This is a genomic window from Comamonas sp. SY3 (assembly GCF_041730275.1).
GTDB classification, from domain to species: Bacteria; Pseudomonadota; Gammaproteobacteria; order Burkholderiales; family Burkholderiaceae_C; genus Comamonas; species Comamonas sediminis.
On record NZ_JBGTYN010000013.1, the window covers coordinates 13,419 to 34,746 of the forward strand.

The 21,328-nt window shown below is 66.1% G+C and carries 18 protein-coding genes; 4 read left to right on the top strand and 14 right to left on the bottom strand.

Features of this window, described 5'->3' with window-relative positions:
• The first annotated feature begins 28 nt into the window (after positions 1-28).
• Positions 29-2,170, top strand: coding sequence for a TonB-dependent receptor domain-containing protein (locus ACCQ08_RS16295; protein WP_373450384.1), 2,142 nt, complete (start codon positions 29-31; stop codon positions 2,168-2,170).
• Between the two features lie 96 nt (positions 2,171-2,266).
• Here ACCQ08_RS16295 and ACCQ08_RS16300 read toward each other — a convergent pair whose 3' ends face one another.
• The gene (locus tag ACCQ08_RS16300; protein ID WP_312412238.1) at positions 2,267-3,166 is read right to left on the bottom strand and encodes a 5'-nucleotidase; all 900 of its coding nucleotides are present in this window, start codon (positions 3,164-3,166) and stop codon (positions 2,267-2,269) included.
• A gap of 57 nt (positions 3,167-3,223) precedes the next feature.
• Entirely contained in the window at positions 3,224-3,958 is a 735-nt protein-coding gene (locus ACCQ08_RS16305; RefSeq protein ID WP_312527383.1) for a FadR/GntR family transcriptional regulator, read from the bottom strand.
• A gap of 188 nt (positions 3,959-4,146) precedes the next feature.
• On the opposite strand from ACCQ08_RS16305, the gene uxuA reads away from it, so the two are divergent.
• Both uxuA and ACCQ08_RS16315 read left to right on the top strand, forming a co-directional pair.
• Positions 4,147-5,223: a mannonate dehydratase gene (uxuA, locus tag ACCQ08_RS16310; protein ID WP_313333503.1), complete on the top strand. Its 1,077-nt coding sequence runs from the start codon at positions 4,147-4,149 to the stop codon at positions 5,221-5,223.
• A 23-nt stretch (positions 5,224-5,246) separates the two neighbouring features.
• Positions 5,247-6,269 carry a tripartite tricarboxylate transporter substrate binding protein gene (locus ACCQ08_RS16315; protein ID WP_312412246.1) on the top strand — a complete coding sequence of 341 codons (1,023 nt, stop codon included), beginning with the start codon at positions 5,247-5,249 and terminating at the stop codon, positions 6,267-6,269.
• Between the two features lie 201 nt (positions 6,270-6,470).
• On the opposite strand, the gene gspF is transcribed toward ACCQ08_RS16315, so the two are convergent.
• From gspF to gcl, 6 genes are all read right to left on the bottom strand, one after another.
• Complete coding sequence (gene gspF, locus ACCQ08_RS16320) at positions 6,471-7,688, bottom strand: type II secretion system inner membrane protein GspF (RefSeq protein ID WP_373450385.1); 1,218 nt, start codon at positions 7,686-7,688, stop codon at positions 6,471-6,473.
• An 86-nt stretch (positions 7,689-7,774) separates the two neighbouring features.
• Positions 7,775-8,425, bottom strand: a complete 651-nt coding sequence (locus tag ACCQ08_RS16325; protein ID WP_373450386.1) for a glutathione S-transferase family protein — start codon at positions 8,423-8,425, stop codon at positions 7,775-7,777.
• 134 nt (positions 8,426-8,559) lie between these two features.
• A complete protein-coding gene (locus tag ACCQ08_RS16330; protein WP_373450387.1) occupies positions 8,560-9,258 on the bottom strand; it encodes a helix-turn-helix transcriptional regulator in 699 nt (232 codons plus the stop codon).
• A gap of 38 nt (positions 9,259-9,296) precedes the next feature.
• Entirely contained in the window at positions 9,297-10,211 is a 915-nt protein-coding gene (glxR, locus tag ACCQ08_RS16335) for a 2-hydroxy-3-oxopropionate reductase (RefSeq protein ID WP_312527391.1), read from the bottom strand.
• 51 nt (positions 10,212-10,262) lie between these two features.
• Entirely contained in the window at positions 10,263-11,066 is an 804-nt protein-coding gene (hyi, locus tag ACCQ08_RS16340; protein ID WP_373450388.1) for a hydroxypyruvate isomerase, read from the bottom strand.
• 32 nt (positions 11,067-11,098) lie between these two features.
• Positions 11,099-12,889, bottom strand: coding sequence for a glyoxylate carboligase (gene gcl, locus ACCQ08_RS16345; RefSeq protein ID WP_373450389.1), 1,791 nt, complete (start codon positions 12,887-12,889; stop codon positions 11,099-11,101).
• A 212-nt stretch (positions 12,890-13,101) separates the two neighbouring features.
• Between gcl and ACCQ08_RS16350 the strand changes: the two genes are divergently transcribed.
• Entirely contained in the window at positions 13,102-14,019 is a 918-nt protein-coding gene (locus ACCQ08_RS16350) for a LysR family transcriptional regulator (protein ID WP_239809406.1), read from the top strand.
• A gap of 33 nt (positions 14,020-14,052) precedes the next feature.
• On the opposite strand, the gene ACCQ08_RS16355 is transcribed toward ACCQ08_RS16350, so the two are convergent.
• From ACCQ08_RS16355 to gspD, 6 genes are all read right to left on the bottom strand, one after another.
• Positions 14,053-15,387 (bottom strand): glycerate kinase, encoded by a 1,335-nt coding sequence (locus ACCQ08_RS16355; RefSeq protein ID WP_373450390.1) that lies wholly within the window; start codon positions 15,385-15,387, stop codon positions 14,053-14,055.
• Positions 15,388-15,478: 91 nt separating this feature from the next.
• Positions 15,479-16,048, bottom strand: a complete 570-nt coding sequence (locus tag ACCQ08_RS16360) for a hypothetical protein (RefSeq protein WP_373450391.1) — start codon at positions 16,046-16,048, stop codon at positions 15,479-15,481.
• A 93-nt stretch (positions 16,049-16,141) separates the two neighbouring features.
• Complete coding sequence (locus ACCQ08_RS16365) at positions 16,142-17,158, bottom strand: LLM class flavin-dependent oxidoreductase (protein WP_373450392.1); 1,017 nt, start codon at positions 17,156-17,158, stop codon at positions 16,142-16,144.
• 111 nt (positions 17,159-17,269) lie between these two features.
• Positions 17,270-17,551: a hypothetical protein gene (locus tag ACCQ08_RS16370; RefSeq protein WP_373450393.1), complete on the bottom strand. Its 282-nt coding sequence runs from the start codon at positions 17,549-17,551 to the stop codon at positions 17,270-17,272.
• Between the two features lie 71 nt (positions 17,552-17,622).
• The gene (locus tag ACCQ08_RS16375; protein ID WP_239809402.1) at positions 17,623-18,984 is read right to left on the bottom strand and encodes a GspE/PulE family protein; all 1,362 of its coding nucleotides are present in this window, start codon (positions 18,982-18,984) and stop codon (positions 17,623-17,625) included.
• A 24-nt stretch (positions 18,985-19,008) separates the two neighbouring features.
• Positions 19,009-21,327 (bottom strand): type II secretion system secretin GspD, encoded by a 2,319-nt coding sequence (gene gspD, locus ACCQ08_RS16380; RefSeq protein WP_373450394.1) that lies wholly within the window; start codon positions 21,325-21,327, stop codon positions 19,009-19,011.
• Between the last annotated feature and the right edge of the window lies 1 nt (position 21,328).

Genomic DNA, 21,328 nt, shown 5'->3' on the forward strand with positions numbered 1-21,328 from the left:
GGGGATGCATGTGCTTTTCGAGGGGTAGATGATGGGTTTCCATGCACAACAGGCGCAGCCGCTGATGGCGCGCGCACCGATTTTGAAGCCACAGGCGCGGGACTTGCGCCCGGTCGCAGCCGCGGTGATTGACCTGCTGCTGAGCAGCGCCGCACTGGCACAGAACGCCGAAGACAGCACGCCGGCAACGGCCGCCACCACTGCGACCACCACGTTGCCGGAGGTGACGGTATCGGCCAGCGGCACCAACCGCACCGTGGATGACATGACCACGCCGGTGACGGTGCTGCAAGGCGATGCGCTGGTGCAACAACGCGGGGCCAGCCTGGGCGAGACCCTGGCCAATGAGCCCGGCATCCAGGCCACGCACTTTGGTGCGGGTGCCAGCCGCCCGGTGATTCGCGGCATGGACGGTGCGCGGGTCAAGGTGCTGAACGATGGTGCGGTGATTCAGGACGCCTCGACCATCAGCCCCGACCATGCGGTGGTGAGTGAACCGATGCTGGCCACCCAGATCGAGGTGCTGCGTGGCCCCTCGGCGCTGATCTATGGCGCCGGCGCGATTGGCGGTGTGGTCAATGTGCTGGACAACAAGATCCCCACCAAGGTGCCGGAGAAGGGCTATGAAGGCCAGGTCGAAGTGCGTGCCGGCACGGGCGCCAACGATGCAGCAACGGCGCTGTCGCTGACCGCAGGCTCGGGCCCTTTTGCGTTGCATGTGGAGGGCATGGCCCGCAATGCCGATGACTACCGCGTGGGCAGCGGCTGGGGCCTGGGCAACAAGGTGGACGGCAGCCGCGCGCGCAATGCAGGCGGCAGCATTGGCCTGTCCTGGATCGGCGACAGTGGCTATGTGGGCCTGGCCTACACCCGCACCCAGGCACGCTACGGCCTGCCCGGCCACAACCACAGCTTTGAAGGCTGCCACACCCATGGCCTGCACTTGCACTGCGGCGGCCATGATGACCATGACCACGGCGAGGAAGGCCATGACCACGACCACGAGGAAGAAGGCGTGCCGGTGGTGGACATGCACAGCGAGCGCTATGACCTGCGCTCCGAGTGGCGCCAGCCCTTTGCCGGCGTCTCGGCCATCCGCCTGCGCGGTGGCGTGACGCGCTACCACCACGACGAGATCGAGGGCAGCGAGATTTCCACCAGCTTCAAGAACCGCGCGCATGACATGCGTGTCGATGTGCTGCATGAACCGATTGCCGGCTGGACCGGTCTGGTCGGTTTTGAGGCCGCGCAGCGCCGCTTCAGCGCCACCGGTGAAGAAGCCTATGTGCAGCCGACCCGCACGCAAAGCCAGGGCGTCTACCTGCTCGAAGAGCGCCGCTTTGGCGATTTTGGGGTGGAAGCCGCGCTGCGCCACGACTGGCAAAGCGTTTATGCGAACGACGACGGTCTGGTGCGCAAGCACAAGGGCAACTCGGTGTCGCTGGGCGGCAGCTGGCGCTTTATGCCCGGTTACCGCCTGAGCGCCCATGTCACCTCGGCCAGCCGCCTGCCCACCGCCGAGGAGCTGTATGCGAGGGGCCTGCACATGGCCACCTCGACCTATGAGCTGGGCAACCCCGACCTGCGCAAGGAGCGCTCGGGCAATATCGACATTGGCATTGCACGCACCGCGGGCGACACGACCTATTCGGTCAATGTCTACCGCAACCGGGTGAACAACTACATCTACGGCCGCACCGTCGATGAGCATGACGGCCTGCAGCTGCTGCAGTATGCGCAGCAGACCGCTACCTTCACCGGTCTGGAAGGCCAGATCCAGCACCGCATCGATGCGAACTGGACGGTAGGCGCCACCGGTGACCTGGTGCATGCCAAGCTCGAAGACGGCAGCAAGATCCCGCGCCTGGCCCCTGCCCGCGTCGGCTTGCGCGTGGCCGGCAAATGGGCCAATTGGCGCAGCGAGGCGCAGTGGCAGCTGGTCAAGCGCCAGAACAAGGTGGCGGACTATGAAACCGAGACCCCGGGCTACGGCATGCTGAACTGGCGCGTGAGCTACCACCAGACCTCCAGCGATGGCACGCCATGGCAGATCTACCTGAAGCTGGACAACCTGACCAACAAGCTGGCCTACGTGCACACCTCGTTCATCAAGAACGCGGCGCCGCTGCAGGGCCGTGCGGTCTCGCTGGGTTTTATCAAGCAGTTCTAAGCAGCAGGCTGTAGAAGCCTGAGCGCCAAAGCCGCTGTCTCCACCAGGAGCCAGCGGCTTTTTCACGCCTGGGTGGGGGCGCGGGCGCGCAGGTGATCAGAGGTTGGAGATGCCGCTGCTCACATGCCCGGCCGGCACATGGGCCGCTGCGCTGGTCACATGGCCGGTCTGGTCGTCAAAGAAGAAATCGGGCTCGAACTCGCGCAGGAACTCGCCCTTGGCCAGGCCGCCGAGGAACATGGTTTCATCGACACCGATGTTCCAGTCCATCAGGGTGCGGATCGCGCGCTCATGCGCAGGCGCGCTGCGGGCGGTGACCAGTGCAGTGCGGATGCGCATCTGGCTTTGCACATCCTGCTGCAGCCGGTGCAGCGCGGCCAGCAGCGGTTTGAAAGGGCCATCGGGCAGCGGCCGGGTGGCATGTTCGATCTCATGGCGCTGGAACGCATCCAGCCCCTGGGCCTGGAAGACCCGCTCAGCCTCATCGGAGAACAGCACGGCATCGCCGTCGAAGGCAATGCGCACTTCATCGGGGTGGCTGTCCTGCGCCTGGGCCGATTCGGTCAGCACCCGCGCGGCCGGAAAGCCCAGCTGCAGCGCCTGCTGCACATCGGTGGCATTGGCCGACAGGAACAAATGCGCGCCCAGCGGCTTGAGGTAGCGGAAAGGGTCGCGCCCCTGGGTGAACACCCCGCGCTGGATCGAATGCAGCCCATGGGCCTTGCAGCTGCGGAACACCCGCATGCCGCTGACCGGGTCATTGCGCGACAGCAGCACCACCTCGACCTTTTGCACCGTGCCGCTGTTGAAGGCCAGCAGCTTGCGCACCAAGGAGAATGCCACCCCCGGCGGCGCCGGAATATCCAGCCGCTGCAGCTGCAGCCGGGCATAGGCCTGGTCCTTGTCCTGCTCGAAAACCCGGTTTTCTTCTTCAAAGTTGAACAGCGCCCGCGACGAGATCGCGACCACCAGCTTGTTGTCGAGAGTGGCAGCCATGGCCGTCCTTGTTGCTGAACTGGGGCCAATATAGCGCAGTGGCAGCGCAGTTTTTACTCAATACCAGGCTTGGGAGAATTGCGAAATGACCCGGCCGAGATGCTGCTGCATCGCCTGGCGTGCTTGCTCGGGCTGGCGCTCGGCAATCGCGGCGAAGATGGCCTGGTGGTCCTTGAGGCTGGCCTCGCGCAGCTGCTCGGAGTGGAAATGCTGCTCGATCTTGTCCCAGCGCGGGTCCTGGCGGGCGTTGTCCCACATCGCTTCCACCATGTGCTGCAGCACGCGGTTGCCGGTGGCCTCGGCAATGGCGAGGTGAAAACGCCGGTCGGCCGCGTCGTAGGCGTCCTTGTCGGCCAGTTGCAGGCGCATGGTGGCGAGGGCGTCGAGCATGCGGTCCAGGTCGGCATCGCGGCGCTCGCTGGCAGCGGCTGCGGCAATCTCGGCCTCGACCAGCACGCGGGCACGCAGGGTTTCCAGCGGGCCGGGGCCGGTGGGCACATCAAAGGCGGGCAGGCGGCTAGGGCCATTGGCGCCGTTTGGCTGCAGGTAGATGCCCGAGCCCAGGCGCACCTCGACGAGGCCTTGCACCTCCAGCGCAATGATGGCCTCGCGCACGGCAGTGCGGCTGACGCCAAACATGTCGGCCAGGGTGCGCTCCGACGGCAGGCGCTGGTCGGCTGCCGCGCTGCCTGCGGCGGTTTCTTCGAGGATTTTTCTGGCGAGGTCTTGGTAGGACCTGACACCGGTGGTGCGGCTGTCATCGTCAACCGGAGGGACCAGCTTGTGGGGCATCTTGCGCGTATTCCGTATTCCGTTCATCGGCCGGTCCGCCAAAACCGGAAGGGCCAGCAGCAGTGTAAGCCGCCGTCTGGCCCCAAAGCGGCAAATACCGGACATAGTGGTAAACCATCAATCAAAATGGTCTAGCCAGTTTGTAGAATTGGTCTAACCAGATTTTTGATTGCAGGAAAGGTGCATCCATGAAGATGTCGTTTCGTTGGTTTGGCAGCTCGGACCCGGTGTCCCTGGCCTATATCCGCCAGATCCCCGGGGTCACCCATATCGTCTCGGCGATCTATGACGAGCCGGTGGGCGCCGTCTGGCCGCTGGCCAAGATCGAGGCGCTCAAGCAGCAGATCGAAGGCGCCGGCCTGGCTTTTGAACTGGTGGAATCGGTGCCGGTGCACGAGGACATCAAGCTCGGCCGCGACAGCCGCGACCAGCTGATCGCCAACTACCAGCAAACCCTGCGCCATCTGGCTGCCGCCGGCGTGCAGGTCGTCTGCTACAACTTCATGCCGGTGTTTGACTGGACGCGCACCGAGCTGGCCAAGCAATTGCCCGATGGCTCCACCTGCCTGGCCTTTGACAGCCGCATGGCCGACAGCATCGATGCGGAAAAAGGCATCTCGCTGCCCGGCTGGGACAGCAGCTACCGCAGCGATGAGCTGCAAGGCCTGCTGCAGGCCTACCGCCAGGTCGATGCCGAGCAGCTCTGGCAGAACCTGGCCTATTTTCTGCAGGCGGTCATCCCGGTGGCCGAGGAGTGCGGCATCAAGATGGCCATCCACCCCGATGACCCGCCGCGCCCGATCTTTGGCCTGCCGCGCATCGTGAAGAACCGCGACGACCTGGCCCGTATCGTCGACCTGATCGACAGCCCCGCCAATGGCCTGACCCTGTGCTCGGGCTCGCTGGGCGCCGGCCCGCAGAACAATGTCGAGGCGCTGGTGCGCGAGTTTGGCGGCCGCGGCCGCATCCACTTTGCGCATATCCGCAATGTCAAGGTCTCGCCCGACGGCGATTTCGAGGAAACCGCCCACCTCTCGACCTGCGGCTCGCTCGATATCGCGGCCATCGTCAAGGCCTACCACGATGTGGGCTTTGAAGGCTATGTGCGCCCGGACCACGGCCGCATGATCTGGGGCGAAACCGGCAAGCCCGGCTATGGCCTCTACGACCGGGCACTGGGCGCCGTCTACATCAACGGCCTGTGGGAAGCGGTGGACAAGTTCTCACCCGGGCAGCAAGACAGCGCAGCGCCTGCTGCAGTCTGATTTCAAACCAAGGAGACATAACAATGAAGACCAAGACCACACCGCACGCGATGCTGCGCCGCAAGATCACCCAGGGTCTGACCCTGGGCCTGGCGCTGGGTGCCGGCTGGGCCAGCGCGCCAGCGCTGGCGCAAGGTGCCTATCCGACCAAGCCGGTCACATTGATGGTGGGCTTTCCGCCGGGGGGGCAAACCGACTTTGCTGCCCGTGTGATCAGCAACAGCCTCGCGGCCAACCTGGGCCAGGGCGTGGTCATCGAGAACAAGGCCGGCGTCAACGGCAACCTGGGCTCGGCCGACATCATGCGCTCGGCGCCCGATGGCTACCGCATGCTGGTGGGCAACGGCTCGATGACCGTGACCCCGCATGTCTTCCCGACCTTGGGCATTGTCGACCCGACCAAGTTTGTGCCGGTCGGTATTCTGCTGCAGTCGCCGCTGGTGCTGGTGGTGCCGGCTGCATCGCCGGTGAAGGACTTTGCGCAGTTTGCGGCCCTCGTCAAGGAGCGCGCCAAGGCCGGCAAGGGTGTGGACTATGGCACCCCCGGTGCCGGCTCGCTGGTGCATGTGACCACCGAGCTGATGCGCGAGCGCCTGGGCAGCCCGGCGATGAACCATGTGCCCTACAAGGGCAGCGGCCCGGCGGTGATCGATCTGATGGCCGGCCGTATCGAGGCGATGTTCGATGCCACCTCGGTGTTTGATCCGTACATCAAATCCGGCAAGGTGCGCCCCATCCTGGTGACCAGCAGCAGCCGAGTGGCATCTCTGCCCGATGTGCCGACCCCTGCCGAGGTGGGCCTGAAGGATTTCGAGATCATCTCCTTCATCGGCATGTACGGCCCGCCCGGCACCCGCCCCGAGGTGGTGCAAAAGCTCAATGCCGCCATCAACACGGTGCTGAAGGAGCCTGCGGTGATCCGCAGCTTTCAGGAGCGCGGCGACCAGCCGGGCGGCGGCACGCCCGAGCAGCTCGATGCGATGACGCGCGCGCAGTACAAGCTCTGGGGCGATGTGGTCAAGGCCAACAAGATCCACGCGGAGTGAAACTGGGCCCCGCTAGCCTGCCCGGGCCAAGCGGGGTCCAACCGGTTTTTCAGAGCCGGTAACACGGCCCAGCAAACCGAAGGTTTGCGGTTGAGGCTGGGCGCCCCCGACCAGGCGTCCTGCCGCAGGCAGTACAGTAGTACGACAAGGCAGGGCGCGGCCGGCCAGGCAACGACGTATCAAGGATTGTGTTATCGGCTCTCAGCGCACAAACTGGTTGAGCTGGATGATGGGCATGAGCACCGCCATCACGATGATGCCGACGATGATGCCCATGCCGACGATCAGCAGCGGCTCCAGGATGGTGGCCAGGCGCATCGCGCGGCGCTTCACATCGCCGGCCAGCTGGTTGGCCACGCGCTGCAGCATCTGCGGCAGCTCGCCGGTCTGCTCGCCCAGGCGGGCAAACATCGACAGCAGCGCCGGGTAGCGCTTTTTCTGGGCCAGGGCCGATGCCAGCGGCGCGCCCTCGCGCACCATGTCCAGCGCATCGATGGCGTCCTGGCGCATGGCCTGGTTGGAGACGGTTTGCGCAGCGGCCTGCAGCGCCTTCAAGATGGGAACGCCGGCATTGCTGAGCATCGCCAGGGTCGAGGCAAAACGGGCGGCATTGTAGTTGCGCGAGAGCTTGCCGATGACCGGCAACTGCAGCCAGCCGGCATCAAAGCGCTGGCGAAAGGCCGGCTGGCGCAGCGACAGGCGCAGCATCACGGTGCCGACAATGGCCAGGCCCGCGCCCAGCCACCACCAGTGGCGGATCAGGTCGCTGAAGCCCAGCATGATGCGGGTCAGCAGCGGCAGCGCATGCTTGGTGCCCGAGAACACCTCGGCCACCTGGGGCACCACATAGCTCATCAGCACCATCACCACGACAAACGCAAAGCAGGTGACGATGGCCGGGTAGAGCGAGGCACCGATGAGGCTGTTCTTGAGCTGGTCGCGCTCTTCCAGATCATCGGCCAGCCGCGACAGCACCTGGTCCAGGTGGCCGCTGTGCTCGCCCGCATCGATCACGGCGCGGTAGATCTGCGAAAAATCACGGGGATAGAGGGCCAGCGACTTGGCGAAGGTGGAGCCGCCATTGACCTCGGCGCGCAGGCTGGCGACCAGCTGGCGCTGGGGCTCGCTGTCGATCTCTTCGATCAGGGCAGTCAGCGCGCGCTCCAGCGGCAGGCCGGAGCTGATGAGGCCGGCGAGCTGGCGCGTCCAGACCGCCAGGCTCGTGGCATTGAAGACCGCGCGCCGGCTGCGCACCGTGCTGGCACCGCTGTCGTCGACATCGCCCAGCGGCTCGACCGCCAGCGGCACCATGGCCTGGGCACGCAGCAGGCTGCGTGCCGCCTTGGCGCTGTCGGCTTCGATCATGCCCTTGCGGGTCTGGCCCTGGGCGTCAAGAACTTCGTACGAAAAAGCGGGCATGGACTGGTGGATATAACAAGGTGGCGCCACGGCCACCCCGGGCTATTGTGCCTGATCCACATGGCATGCCGATGGCAGCGGCCCGATCAGGCAGCCGCTGCGCCGGGCATCTGCACGGGGCCATCGAGCGCATCGGCACGCTGGGCAGCCGGGCGCTGCAGCAGCGGCAGCGCGTAGTCCTGGAAGGCGGGCAGGCTTGGCAGGGTGCCTTCCTGCATGCTCCAGCCGATGTAGCTGGCCAGGTACAGATCGGCCGCGGTGAAGTGGTCGCCACAGGCATAGCGCTTGCCGGTCACCGCCAGCTGCAGGCTGCGCAGCACATCGTCAAACCGGCCATAGCCGGCCGACAGCGCCTGGCGCTCGGTCTGGTTCTGCAGCCAGCCCTCCGCCTTGGCAGTGGACACGGCCTCGACCGGTCCGGCGACAAAGAACAGCCAGCGGTAGTAGCTGCCGCGCTCGGGGCTGTCCAGCGCCGGTGCCAGCTTTTTTTCGGGGTAGAGGTCGGCCAGGTAGGCCAGGATCGCGCCGGTCTCGCTCACCACCGTGTTGCCATGCTGCAGCGCCGGCACCTTGCCCATGGGGTTGAGCGCCAGATAGCAGGGCGCCTTCATCGTGCCGCCAAACTCCAGCCGCACCGGTTCATAGACGGCGCCGCACTCTTCCAGCATCCAGCGCACGATACGGGCGCGGGACTGGGGGTGGTAGAAAAAGCGCAGCGGGGCGTTGTGGGGGGTCATGTCGTGTTCCTTTCAGGGCTTGGCAAGATCGCCATGCCCTGCAGGTTAGACAGGGGGGCTGACAGAAACTGTCAGCAGCTGACATGGGGCGCAGGTCCGTGCCGGGCACCTGTTTCCGATCCGGGCGCAGGCGCTCAGGACCAGCCTTCCAACGTATAGCCCGTCTCCGCCAGCCACCGCTGGATGAGGCGGTGCCGGCTTTGCGGGTAGCGCTCCTGCAGCTCCTGCATCGCATGCACCCGGTCGGCCCGAAAATGGCGAAAGCCCTGGCGCAGCTCGCACCAGGCAGAGACCACCCGGCTGCGGTCGAAATAGGCCATGGCAAACGGCCAGACCAGGCGCTCGGTCAGGCAGCCGTGCTGGTCCTTATAGTGCAGCACCACCTTGTGCTCGGCACGGATCGCGCGGCGCAGCGCGGTCTGCCAGGGCTCGGGTTGGGGGTTGGGCTGCATGTTGGGCACCATCAGGCCGCTGGTATCGACTGCGATGCGCAGCTCCAGCGGCAAGGCGCTGCGGATGCGGTCCATCGCGGCGCTGGCGGCACTGGCCAGTTGCGGGTCGGCCTGCAGGCTGGCCCAGCGCGCGCCCAGCAGCAAGGCTTCGAGCTCATCGGCATTGAACATCAGCGGCGGCAGCAAAAAGCCGGGCCGCATCTCAAAGCCAATGCCCGGATCGCCCTCAATGGCCGCGCCTTGCTCGCGCAGGCTGGCGATATCGCGGTAGAGGGTGCGCAGGCTCACCTCCAGGGTCTGGGCCAGCGCCGGGCCGGTTTGGGGCTGGCGGGCGCGGCGCAACAGATCGAGCAGGCGGAGCAGGCGGGCAGGGCGGGACATCGCGCAAGCATAGCCGGTCTGCCGGGCCTGCGGCTGGCTCAGCCCGGCGCTTTTTGCCCGATCTCGAAATTGGCCTGGATCTCCAGCGCACGTACCAGGCCGGAATGGTCCCAGCCCGCACCGCCATGGGCCACGCAGCTGTTGAACAGCTCCTGCGCCTGGGCGGTGTTGGGCAGTGACACGCCGAGCTGGCGCGCGCTGGACAGCGCCAGGTTCAGGTCCTTTTGGTGCAGCGCGATGCGGAAGCCCGGATCAAACGTACGCTGGATCATGCGCTCGGCATGCACTTCCAGAATCCTGGACGATGCAAAGCCGCCCAGCAGCGCCTGGCGCACCCGGGCCGGATCGGCACCGGCACGCGATGCAAACAGCAGCGCCTCGGCCACCGCCTCGATGTTCAGCGCCACGATGATCTGGTTGGCCACCTTGGCGGTCTGGCCGTCGCCATGGCCTCCTACCAGGGTGATGTTCTTGCCCAGGGTCTCGAACAGCGGCTTGACCCGCTCGAAGGCTGCCTCCGGGCCTCCGACCATGATGGACAGGGTGGCATTCCTGGCCCCGACCTCGCCGCCCGATACCGGCGCATCCAGGTACTGCGCGCCCAGTGCCGTGATGCGCTTGGCAAAGTCCTTGGTCGCTACCGGCGAGATGGACGACATATCGACCACAATCTTGCCGCTGCTGCCCTTGAGGCCGGCGGCCAGGCCATCAGCCGCAAACAGCACTTGCTCGACGTCGGGCGTGTCGGGCACCATCACAAAGACGATGTCGGCCCGCTCGGCCACACCGCGCACCGATGTGCATTGGGTGGCGCTGCTCTCGGCGATGGCGGCGGGCACCTTGCCGCGCGTGTTGATGAACAGTTGGTGGCCGGCGGCGATCAGGTGGCTGCACATGGGCGCGCCCATGATGCCCAGGCCGATAAAGCCCAGTTTGAGTGGCGTTGCATGCATGCGGAAATCTCCTTGGTTTTTATCGATGTGTGGGTGTCAGTCCCGGGGCGATCAGGCGGTGGCCGCCGCGCGCTTCTGGCCTGCCACGGTCTGCAGCCAGTGCAGGCCCGCCTCGGTGCTTTGCGCGGGCTTGTATTCGCAGCCCACCCAGCCGCTGTAGCCGATGCGGTCCAGGTGCGCGAACAGATAGGGGTAGTGAATCTCGCCGGTGCCCGGCTCGTGGCGGCCCGGGTTGTCGGCCAGCTGCACATGGCCGATGCGGGCCAGGTGCTTTTGCAGGGTGGCGGCCAGCTCGCCTTCGCTGCGCTGGGCATGGTAGATGTCGTACTGCACAAAGGCGTTGGCGGCGCCTACTTCGTCCAGAATGGCCAGCGCCTGGTCGGTGCGGTTGAGATAAAAGCCGGGAATGTCGAAGGCATTGATGGGCTCGACCAGCAGGCGCAGGTTGGCCATCTTCAGCGCCGCTGCGGCAAAGCGCAGGTTGTCGACCAGGGTGCGGCGCAGGGTGGCGGCATCCACACCGGCGGGCGCCTTGCCGGCCAGGCAGTTGAGCTGGGGCACGCCCAGCGCATGGGCATAGGTGACGGCCTTGGCAACGCCGGCGCGGAATTCATCCACCCGCCGGGGATCGCAGGCAATGCCGCGCTCGCCGGCCTCCCAATCGCCCGCAGGCAGGTTGTGCAACACAATCTGCAGGCCCGTCGCATCGAGCCGCTGCTGGATCTCATCGACGCTATGGGCATAGGGAAACAGAAACTCCTCGGCCTCAAAGCCGGCCTGGGCGGCGCGCTCGAAGCGGTCGAGAAAGGGCACTTCGGTAAACAGCATGCTGAGGTTGGCAGCAAAACGGGGCATGGCAAAACTCCGGTTAAAAAACGAGGGGCTCTTCAATCCAGCATCGCGAGGGCGCTGGGGACATCGGCCTTGCCGGTGGCCAGGCCTTCGAACTCGACGACGTTGTCGATCTCGGTGCCCATCGCGATATTGGTCACCCGCTCCAGAATGCATTCGATGACGACCGGCGTGCGGTGCTCGGCCATCCAGGCCTCGGCCTGCTCCATCGCGGGCGCAAAGTCTTCGGGGCGGTGCACGCGGATGGCCTTGCAGCCCAGGCCTTCGACCACCTTGATGTGGTCCACGCCATAGCCGCGCGCGGCCTCGCCGGCGTCCATGTTGATGTTGTCAAAGGCGAGCTGCACGCAGTAGTCGATGCTGAAGGCGCGTTGCGCCTGGCGGATCAGGCCCAGGTAGCTGTTGTTGACCAGCACATGGATGTAGGGCAGCTTGAACTGCGCGCCCACGGCCAGCTCCTCGATCATGAACTGGAAGTCGTAGTCGCCCGACAGCGCGACGATCTTGCGCTGCGGATCGGCCACGCGCACGCCCAGCGCGGCCGGCGTGGTCCAGCCCAAGGGGCCGGCCTGGCCGCAGTTGATCCAGTGGCGCGGCTTGTAGACATGCAGAAACTGCGCCCCGGCAATCTGCGACAGGCCGATGGTGGAGACATAGGTGGTGTCGCGGTCCAGGGTCTGGTTCATGCACTGGTAGACGCGCTGGGGCTTCATCGGCACGTTGTCGAAGTGGGTCTTGCGCAGGTAGTCGATGCTGTTCTTGCGGCCCTGGCAGTCGGCCACCCAGGCGCTGCGGTCGCGCAGCTTGCCTGCGGCCTTCCAGTCCTTGGCGACAGCAACGAACTGCTCCAGCGCGGCCTTCGCATCCGAGACGATGCCGAAGTCAGGCGCAAACACGCGGCCGATCTGGGTAGGCTCGATATCGACATGGATGAACTTGCGGCCCTTGGTATAGACATCGACCGAGCCGGTATGGCGGTTGGCCCAGCGGTTGCCGATGCCCAGCACAAAATCCGAGGCCAGCATGCTGGCGTTGCCATAGCGGTGGCTGGTCTGCAGGCCGCACATGCCGGCCATCAACGGGTGGTCATCGGGGATGCTGCCCCAGCCCATCAACGTGGGGATCACCGGCAGATCGAGGGTCTCGGCCAGTTCCACCAGCAGGTCTGCGGCATCGGCATTGATGACGCCGCCGCCGCTGACGATCAACGGGCGCTCGGCGGCATTGAGCATCGCGATGGCCTTCTCTGCCTGCTTGCGCGTGGCGGCGGGCTTGTAGACGGGCAGAGGCTCGTAGGTGTCGATGTCGAACTCGATCTCGGCCAGCTGCACATCGATGGGCAGGTCAATCAGCACCGGGCCGGGGCGGCCGGAGCGCATCAGGTGGAAGGCCTGCTGGAAGGCGCCGGGCACCTGGGCGGGCTCCAGCACGGTGGCCGCCCACTTGGTCACGGTCTTGGCGATGGAGGCAATGTCCACGGCCTGGAAGTCTTCCTTGTGCAACCGGGCGCGCGGCGCCTGGCCGGTGATGCACAGGATCGGGATCGAATCGGCGCTGGCCGAGTACAGCCCGGTGATCATGTCGGTGCCGGCCGGCCCGCTGGTGCCGATGCAGACGCCGATATGGCCTGCCACAGCGCGGGTATAACCCTCGGCCATGTGGCTGGCACCTTCGACATGGCGGGCGAGGATATGGCCGATGCCGCCATGCTCCTTCATCGCCGCGTACAGCGGGTTGATGGCAGCGCCGGGAACGCCGAATGTGACGCTCACACCTTCTTTTTCCAGCACGCGGACGGCGGCTTCGATCGCTTTCATTTTGGCCATGGGGTCTCCTTTACAGCTGGGATCGACTGTAGGGAAGGCGGGCGTTTGCCGGAAGGCGCAGGCGGACCATAAAATTTATTCCAGCCAGGAATGGACGGCGGTGCGCTGCATGCCGCATCATCGGGCGCAGAGGTGCTATGAACCTGTTCAAAAAAGCGCCCCGCATGTGACATGCGGCCTGCGGGGCCGCAGCTATCCCAGGAGACACAACCATGGACCGACTCGATGCCATGCACATGTTCGTGCGCGTGGTGGAAACGGGCAGCTTCACCAAGGTGGCGCAGGAGTTTTCATCGACCCAGCCCACGGTGACCAAGCAGGTCGCAGCGATGGAGGCGCGGCTCAAAGTGCGCCTGCTCAACCGCAATACGCGCGGCGTGAGCCTGACCGAAGCGGGCGCGCTGTACTACGAGAAATGCAAGCGCATCGTCAGCGATGTGGCCGATGCCGACAATGTGGTGCAGGTGCGGCAGACGCAGGTGCAGGGCCAGCTGCGCATTGGCAGCTCGGTGGCGTTTGGGCGGCGCGTGCTGATTCCGCTGGCGATGGAGTTCATGCAGCACAACCCGCAGGTGCAGGTGGACCTGAGCTTTGAAGACCGCTACACCGACCTGGTGGCCCAGGGCATCGATGTGGCGCTGCGCCTGGGCAAGCTGGCCGATTCATCGCTGGGCGCGCGCATGCTGGGGGTCAATCCCTGGGTGCTGGTGGCCTCGCCCGCCTACCTGCGCAAGCACGGCACGCCCCGAAAGCCGTCGGAACTGAAAGAGCATTCGGCGCTGATCTACAGCAGTGTGCAGGGCAATGATGTCTGGCGGCTGCGCAATGCCAGTGGCGAGTCCGTTTCCGTGCCGGTCACCGGGCGGCTGCGCTCCAACAACCTCTCGGCCTTGCTGGCTGCGGCGCGCTCGCACATGGGCGTCGCCGCGCTGCCGCGCTATGTGGCGCATGAGTCGCTGAAGGCGGGCCGCGTGGTCGAGGTGCTCAAGACCTGCCGCCTGCCGGAGCAGGAGATCCACGCCGTCTACCCCTCGCCGCGCCTGGTGCCACAAAAGGTGCAGTCCTTTATCGCGTTCCTGCAGGGCAGCTTTGATGCCGCCTGGTGGGAGAACCTGCCCCAAGGCGGCTAGGCGCGGAGCGTCCGCCCAGCCTGGCAGCCCGGATCACAGAATCAGAATGGCGCGAAAATCGTTGACGTTGGTGTGCGTCGGCCCGGTCACCACCAGGTCGCCCAGCGCCTCGAAAAAGCCATAGGCATCGTTGCGGTCCAGGTGGTCGCTCAGGCGCAGCTGCAGCGCAGCGGCGCGCTGCAATGTGTCGGGCGCCACGCGCGCGCCGGCATTGTCTTCGACGCCATCGATGCCGTCGGTATCGGCCGCCAGCGCCCAGACACCGCCCTGGCCTTGCAGCGCCTGTGCGAGGCCCATGCAGAATTCGCCAGCGCGTCCACCGCGCCCCTTGGCCGCGCAGGGCTGACGCGGTCGGATGGTGACCGTGGTCTCGCCTCCGGACAGGATGACGCAAGGTTTGGCAAAGGGGCTGCCATGGCGGGCCACGGCGCGTGCCAGCGCTGCATGCATCTTGCCGATCTCGCGCGATTCGCCCTCGATCTCGTCGGACAGCACATGGGCGGCAATACCGGCGGCAACGGCGGCTTCGGCCGCCGCATCCAGCGATTGCTGGGGCGTGGCGATCAAATGCACCTCGTGGCTGGCAAAGCGTGGATCGCCGGGCTTGGGCGTCTCCAGCGCGCCATCTTCCAGCGCGGCACGCAGACTGTCGGGCAGCGGGATCTGGTAGCGGTTCAGAATCGCCAGTGCCTCGGCGCAGGTCGAGGCATCGGGCACCGTGGGGCCGCTGGCGATGACCGAGGGGTCGTCGCCAGGCACATCGCTGATGGTCAGGGTCACCACCTTGGCGGGGTAGCAGGCAGCAGCCAGGCGCCCGCCCTTGATGCGCGAGAGGTGCTTGCGCACGCAGTTCATCTCGCCAATGGCCGCACCGCTCTCCAGCAAAGCCTGGTTGATGCGCTGCTTGTCCTGCAGGTCCATGCCCTCGGCGGGCAAGGTCAGCAGGGCGGAGCCGCCGCCCGAGACCAGGCAGAGCACCAGGTCATCGGCGGTCAGGCCTTGGGTCAGCGCCAGTATGCGTTCAGCCGCGGCCAAGCCGGCGGCATCGGGTACCGGATGTGCGGCTTCGACTACTTCCAGGCGCTGGGCCAGCCCAGGCGGGCGGGGCGGAATATGCCCGTAGCGGGTGACGACCAGGCCCGACAGTGGTGCATCCTGGGGCCACAGGGCCTCGAGCGCCTGCGCCATCGAGCCGCCCGCCTTGCCGGCGCCCAGCACCACGGTGCGGCCTTTGGGCGGTGGCGGCAGGTACTGCGACATGCTGTGCAGCGGCTGGGCGCGCTGCACCGCGCGCTGGTACAGGTCCAGAAGAAACTGCTGGGGATCGCGCCGGGGATCGGCCAGCGCTGGGGATGGGGTGTGGCTCATGCGGTAGGTCTCCGCTGGCCATTATCAAACCAGCCTGCGGGCGCAGGTGGAATAGACGTTATTCCTGGCCACGGCTGTACAGCTGCGCGATCTAGCCCGGTGGCGTGCGGTTGCCCCAGTCGGTGTAGAACACGCCCGCCGTGTCCTTGCGGATGTAGACATAGGCCGGGCCGGCATGGGTGTCGCCATGGGCATGGGCCTTGTCGGGAATGCGCCAGTAGTAGACGGTGCCGTCCAGCTCGGCAAAGTGGCCGATGTACTGCAAATCCTCCGCCAGCACCGGGTCGGCGCTGGCCAGCGACTGGCCCAGTTCCATGCGCACATAGCGCGGCACGGAGCGCTCCTGGGCCTCCGTCAACCCGGTGCTGCCCAGCCAGGGAGCCTTCTCCTGAACGTCGGCCTCGGTTTGCAATTGCTCTTGCTTGGTGCGGTATTCGCGGCGGAACTCGGGCGTTTGCATGTGCGCCGCCAGCGCGGGGTCTTCGTTGCCGGCGCTGGTTGGGGGCTGGCCGGCCGCTGCAGCCGGGGCCATGGCCGGCGCGGCCTCCTGGGCCTGGGGCGTGGGTGGCGGTGGATCGTCGGGGGGCTGCTGCAGGCAGCCGGCCAGCAGGGTGCAGGCCGTCAGTGCCGCTGGCAGGGTGGTTCTAGAGGGAGCAGACATGGCGCAAGCATAGCCTGGGTGAGGCGGGACCGGCGCCGCTTTTGCTGAAAAAAGGGCGCTGATCAGGGCGAAAGGCGCAGGTTAAGCCGCTGCTTAGGCGGCGTAGCCTGCACGCAAGGCCTGCGTGGCAATATCGAGCGAGCGCAGACGCAAATCGCCATCATAGACATCGCAAACCAGCATCAGCTCGTCGGCCCCGGTGTGCTGGGCCAGCACCTTCAGACGCTGCTGCACCCGCTCGGGCCCGCCAATGGAGGCCACGGCCAAAAAGCCTTCGATCGCCTGGCGCTCGGCCATGTTCAGGCTGTCCATAAAGCCTTCAACCGGTGGCGGCAGCAGACCGCGCTTGCCGGTCACAATGCCCAGCACGCGCTGGTAGGTGCTGCTGGCGAGGAACTCGGCCTCGCTGTCGGTAGGCGCTGCAATCACCGGCGCGCCGACGATCACATAGGGCTTGTCCAGGGTGGCCGAGGGCTTGAACAGGTCGCGGTACAGCTGCACGGCCTGCTGCAGCATGCGCGGCGCAAAGTGCGAGGCAAAGGCATAGGGCAGGCCCAGGTGCGCGGCCAACTGGGCCGAGAACAGGCTCGATCCCAGCAACCACAGCGGCACATTAGTGCCAGCACCCGGCGTGGCCACCAGCTTTTGCCCAGGCTGGGCGGGGCCCAGCAAGCGCTGCAGCTCCATCACATCGCGGGGGAAATCCTCTTCGGTTTCGACCCGGTCTCGGCGCAGTGCCCGCATCGTCATGCCATCGGTGCCCGGCGCGCGGCCCAGGCCCAGGTCAATACGGCCCGGGTAGAGCTCGGCCAGGGTGCCAAAGGCCTCGGCCACCACCAGCGGTGCATGGTTGGGCAGCATGATGCCGCCCGAGCCCACACGGATGTGCTGGGTCTCCCCCGCCACATGGCCGATCAGCACGGCCGTGGACGAGCTCGCAATGCCCGGCATATTGTGGTGTTCGGCCATCCAGTAGCGCGTAAAGCCGAGCGACTCGACATGCTGCGCCGTGCGCACGGCCAGTTGCAAAGCCTGGGCAACGGTGCCGCCTTCGCGCACAGCCACCAGGTCCAACATCGAAAGCGCGGGGGGTGTTTTCGTCTCAGTCATGCGGACATTCTTGCCTAGGCAAATATCCTTTGCTGACTGTGGGTATGGGGGAAATGCGTAGGCCGGAGCCTTGTTTTAGTCAGACCGAGGCGGCGCAAAAGCTGCCTGAATTCAACGCTGCCGAATCGCCCGCGCGCAGCTGATCCCCACCAGAATTCCCCAGAGCAGCACCAGCAGCGCCGTCGCCAGGTAGTGCTCGCCTTGCTGCATCGCAAACCATGAGATCACCAGCGCCATCAGGCCAGCGATGCGCATCAGCCGGCGCAGCTGCGCGGTGGACATGCGCGGCTGAAAATGGCGCAGCGCAGCCAGGCTGGCGATGGCCAGCACGGTGAGCCAGAGAAACAACATGCCGCCGTAGGGCGCGACGAGGGTATTGAGCGATTCCAACATGGGGCGATTGTGTCAAATCGCCAATACCCGTTGGCGCGGTCGGCGCCGCCAGGGTATGGGGAGGGGCGTTGTCAATCGCGGGTGACGCGCACGACTTCTTCTGCGCTGGTGATGCCTTCGCGCACCAGGCGCTCGCCGTCCTCGCGCATCAGGTGCATGCCGTTGGCCATCGCCTGGTTGCGGATCTCGGACTCGGGTGCCTGGGCGTGGATCTGGGCGCGGATGGCCTCGTCCACCACCAGCAGCTCAAAGATGCCGGTGCGGCCCCGGTAGCCGCTGGGGTCGCTGTCGTCGATGCGGCGCACCAGGCGCTGGGCCAGCACGCCCAGCAGCGAGGAGGACAGCAGAAACGGCTCGACGCCCATGTCGGTCAGGCGGGTGATGGCGCTTGTCGCATCGTTGGTGTGCAAAGTGGCCAATACCAGGTGACCGGTCAGCGAGGCTTGGATGGCGATCTGCGCGGTTTCGAAATCGCGGATTTCACCAATCATGATGATGTCCGGGTCCTGGCGCAGGATGGCGCGCAGCGCCTTGGCAAAGGTCAGGTCGATCTTGGGGTTGACCTGGGTCTGGCCGATGCCCGACAGCTCGTACTCGATAGGGTCTTCCACCGTCATGATGTTGCCCTGGCTGGCATCGAGCCCGCTGAGCGCCGCATACAAGGTGGTGGTCTTGCCCGAGCCGGTGGGGCCGGTCACCAGCACGATGCCGTGCGGCTGGGCCACCAGTTTTTCAAAGCGCGCCAGCGTTTCGCCCTGCATGCCGACCGAGCCCAGGCTGAGCTTGGATTCGCTCTTGTCGAGCAGACGCAGCACGGCGCGCTCGCCATGGGCGCTGGGCAGGGTGGAGACCCGCACATCGATGGCGCGGGTGCCCAGGCGCAGGCTGATGCGGCCGTCCTGGGGCAGGCGTTTTTCCGAGATGTCCAGATCGGCCATGATCTTGAGGCGCGAGATCAGCGCCGCATGCAGCGCGCGGTGGGGTTGCACCACTTCGCGCAGCGAGCCATCGATGCGAAAGCGCACACTGGAATGGCGCTCATAGGGCTCGATGTGGATGTCCGAGGCGCCGTCGCGCGCTGCCTGCGTGAGCAGCGCGTTGAGCATGCGGATGATGGGTGCATCGCCAGCCGATTCGAGCAAGTCCTCGACGGCGGGGATGTCCTGCATCATGCGCGAGAGGTCGGTGCCTTCTTCCACCTCGCTGATCACGGTGGCGGCATTCGATTCGCTGTGCGAATAGGCGGCGCTGATGCGCTGGGCCAGTTCGGCATCGTCCAGCTGGGCCAGGTGCTGCACGGGGTACTTGCGCAGCACCTCGGACAGCGCGGAGCCCTGGGGCTGCGCGCCGTGCCACAGCAGGTGCTGGCCGGCATCTTCTTCCAGCAGCAGCTGGCTGCTGCGCGCAAAGGCATAGGGCAGGGGGTGGCGCATGGGTTCGGCTCTCTGTGCGCGCTATCAGGGCTCGAAGCGCATGCCTTGCGGCGTCACGGTCAGCGGGCGGGACTCGATCACCGGTGTTTCGGAGTAGCCCAGTGGCGTGCCCGAGGTCTGCTGGCCCATCGGCGTGATGATGGACGAATCGTTGATCGGCACGCGCGTGCTTTGCTCGGGCTGGGCGGCAATCTGCGCGCCGCGCATCAGCTCGTAGCGGTCCATGCTGACCTGCTGGGTGGCGGCGGCATCGCGCATCACCACGGGGCGCAGGAAGACCATCAGGTTGGTCTTCTTGCGCGAGCGGGTGTCACTGCGGAACAGCGCGCCAATGCCGGGGATATCGCCCAGGTAAGGCACTTTCTGCACCGAGCCGGAGTACTGGTCTTGCAGCAGGCCGCCGATCACGATCACCGAGCCGTCGTCCACCAGCACGGTCGATTCGATCGAGCGCTTGTTGGTGGTGGGGCCATTGGCATTGGTGGTCGTGCCGTCAAGCACGTTGGAGGTTTCTTGGTAGATCGTCAGCTTGACGGTGCCGTTGGCATTGATTTGCGGGCGCACGCGCAGGGTCAGGCCCACGTCCTTGCGCTCCACCGTGGTGAAGGGGTTGACGGTGCTGCTGCCCGTGCTGTTGGCGTAGGAGCCGGTGACGAAGGGCACGTTCTGGCCGACCAGGATCTGCGCTTCCTGGTTGTCCAGGGTCAGCAGGTTGGGGGTGGCCAGCACATTGCCATCGGCATTGGTCTGCAGCAGGTTGGCCAGCGCGCCCAGCACATACTCGCCGTTGTGCTTGAAGGCGATACCGGCATTCATGCCGGCGCTGGGCAGGGTGCTGTAGGTGCCGTTGGCAATGCCGGCGGCCAGGTTGAACAGGTTGGCCCCGCCCACGGTGAAGTTGTTGCCGATGACGCCGACCACGTTGTTGCCCTGGCCCAGCAGGCTTTGCCACTGCACGCCAAACTGCGCAGCCTTCTCGGCGCTGACTTCGACGATCAGGCTCTCGACCAGCACCTGGGCGCGGCGGCTGTCGAGCTGGTCGATGACCGAGCGGATCTGGCGGTACAGCGGCTCGGGCGCGGTGATGATCAGCGAGTTGGTGGCCGTGTCGGCCTGGATGATGCCGCCGGTGGCGCTGCCGCTGTCGCCCGAGGTGCCCAGTGAGGTGCCCGTGCCCAGGCGCGCGCCCGAGCCCAGGCCACCAGCGCTGCTGTTGCTGGCGCTGTTGCCCAGTGTGCCGCTGGTGCTGCCACCGAGCGAGGTGAGGCCGCTGCGCGTGTTGGTGCTGAGCCCACCGCTGCTGCCGCTGCTCGACAGGTTGGTGGAGGGGCTTGCACTGTTGCCGTCCTGGCCGGCCAGTGCGGCGCGCAAGGTCGTCGCCAGCGCGGTGGCATCGGCATTGCGCAGGTAGACCACATGGATGTTGCCCGAGGCGTTGGCGCCCCGGCTGGGGCTGTCGAGCTTGCCGATCAGCATCTTGGCCTGCGACAGGCGTGCCGGGTTGGCCGCGCGCAGCAGGATGCTGTTGGTGCGCGGGTCGGCCAGCACCGAGGTGCGGTAGGCGTTGTCGGTCTGCGCGGCGCCCGGGGCTGCGCCGGCAGTGGCCGTGCCGCTGGCGGACACGGTCTGGCCGCCTTCCAGCAGGCGCTGCAGCATGGGCACGATGTCGGTAGCCACCGCATGCTCGAGCGGCACCACTTCCACATCGCTGGCGTTGGCCACATCCATCGACGCGATGATGCGCGAGAGGCGCTGCAGGTTGTCGGCGTAGTCGGTGATGACCAGGGAGTTGTTGCCCGGGTTCACATTGATGGTGTTATTGGGGCTGATCAGCGGACGCAGCACCGGCACCAGGTTGTTGGCGCTCTCGAAATTGAGCTTGAAGATCTGGGTGACGATCTGGCCGCCACCGGGCACCTGCCCGCCGGCGCCGCCCTGGGTGATGCGCACCGTGCCGCCCTGGAGCTTGGCATCGGCCTCGGGCACCACCTTGTAGAGGCCTGCGGCCTCGACCACGGTGTAGTTCTGCAGCCGCAAGGCGGCGAGGAACTGCTCGAACGCAGCCTGGGGCGAGACGGGTTTGTCGGTCACCAGGTTCATCGTGCCCTTGATGCGCGGGTCCACCACCACGCTCTTGCCGGTGATGGTGGCCATCGTGCGCGCGATGGACTCGATGTCGGCATTGGCAAAGTTCAGGGTCACCGGCTCGCCGGGGCGAATGCTGGCAGTGCCGGCGTTGACAGCCGTCTGCGCAAGCGCCGCGCCATTGCCGCCCATTAAAAGGACGCTCGCCGCAATGGAGTGCAGCGCAAATCGATAAATGGGAGAGTGGTAATGCATCATA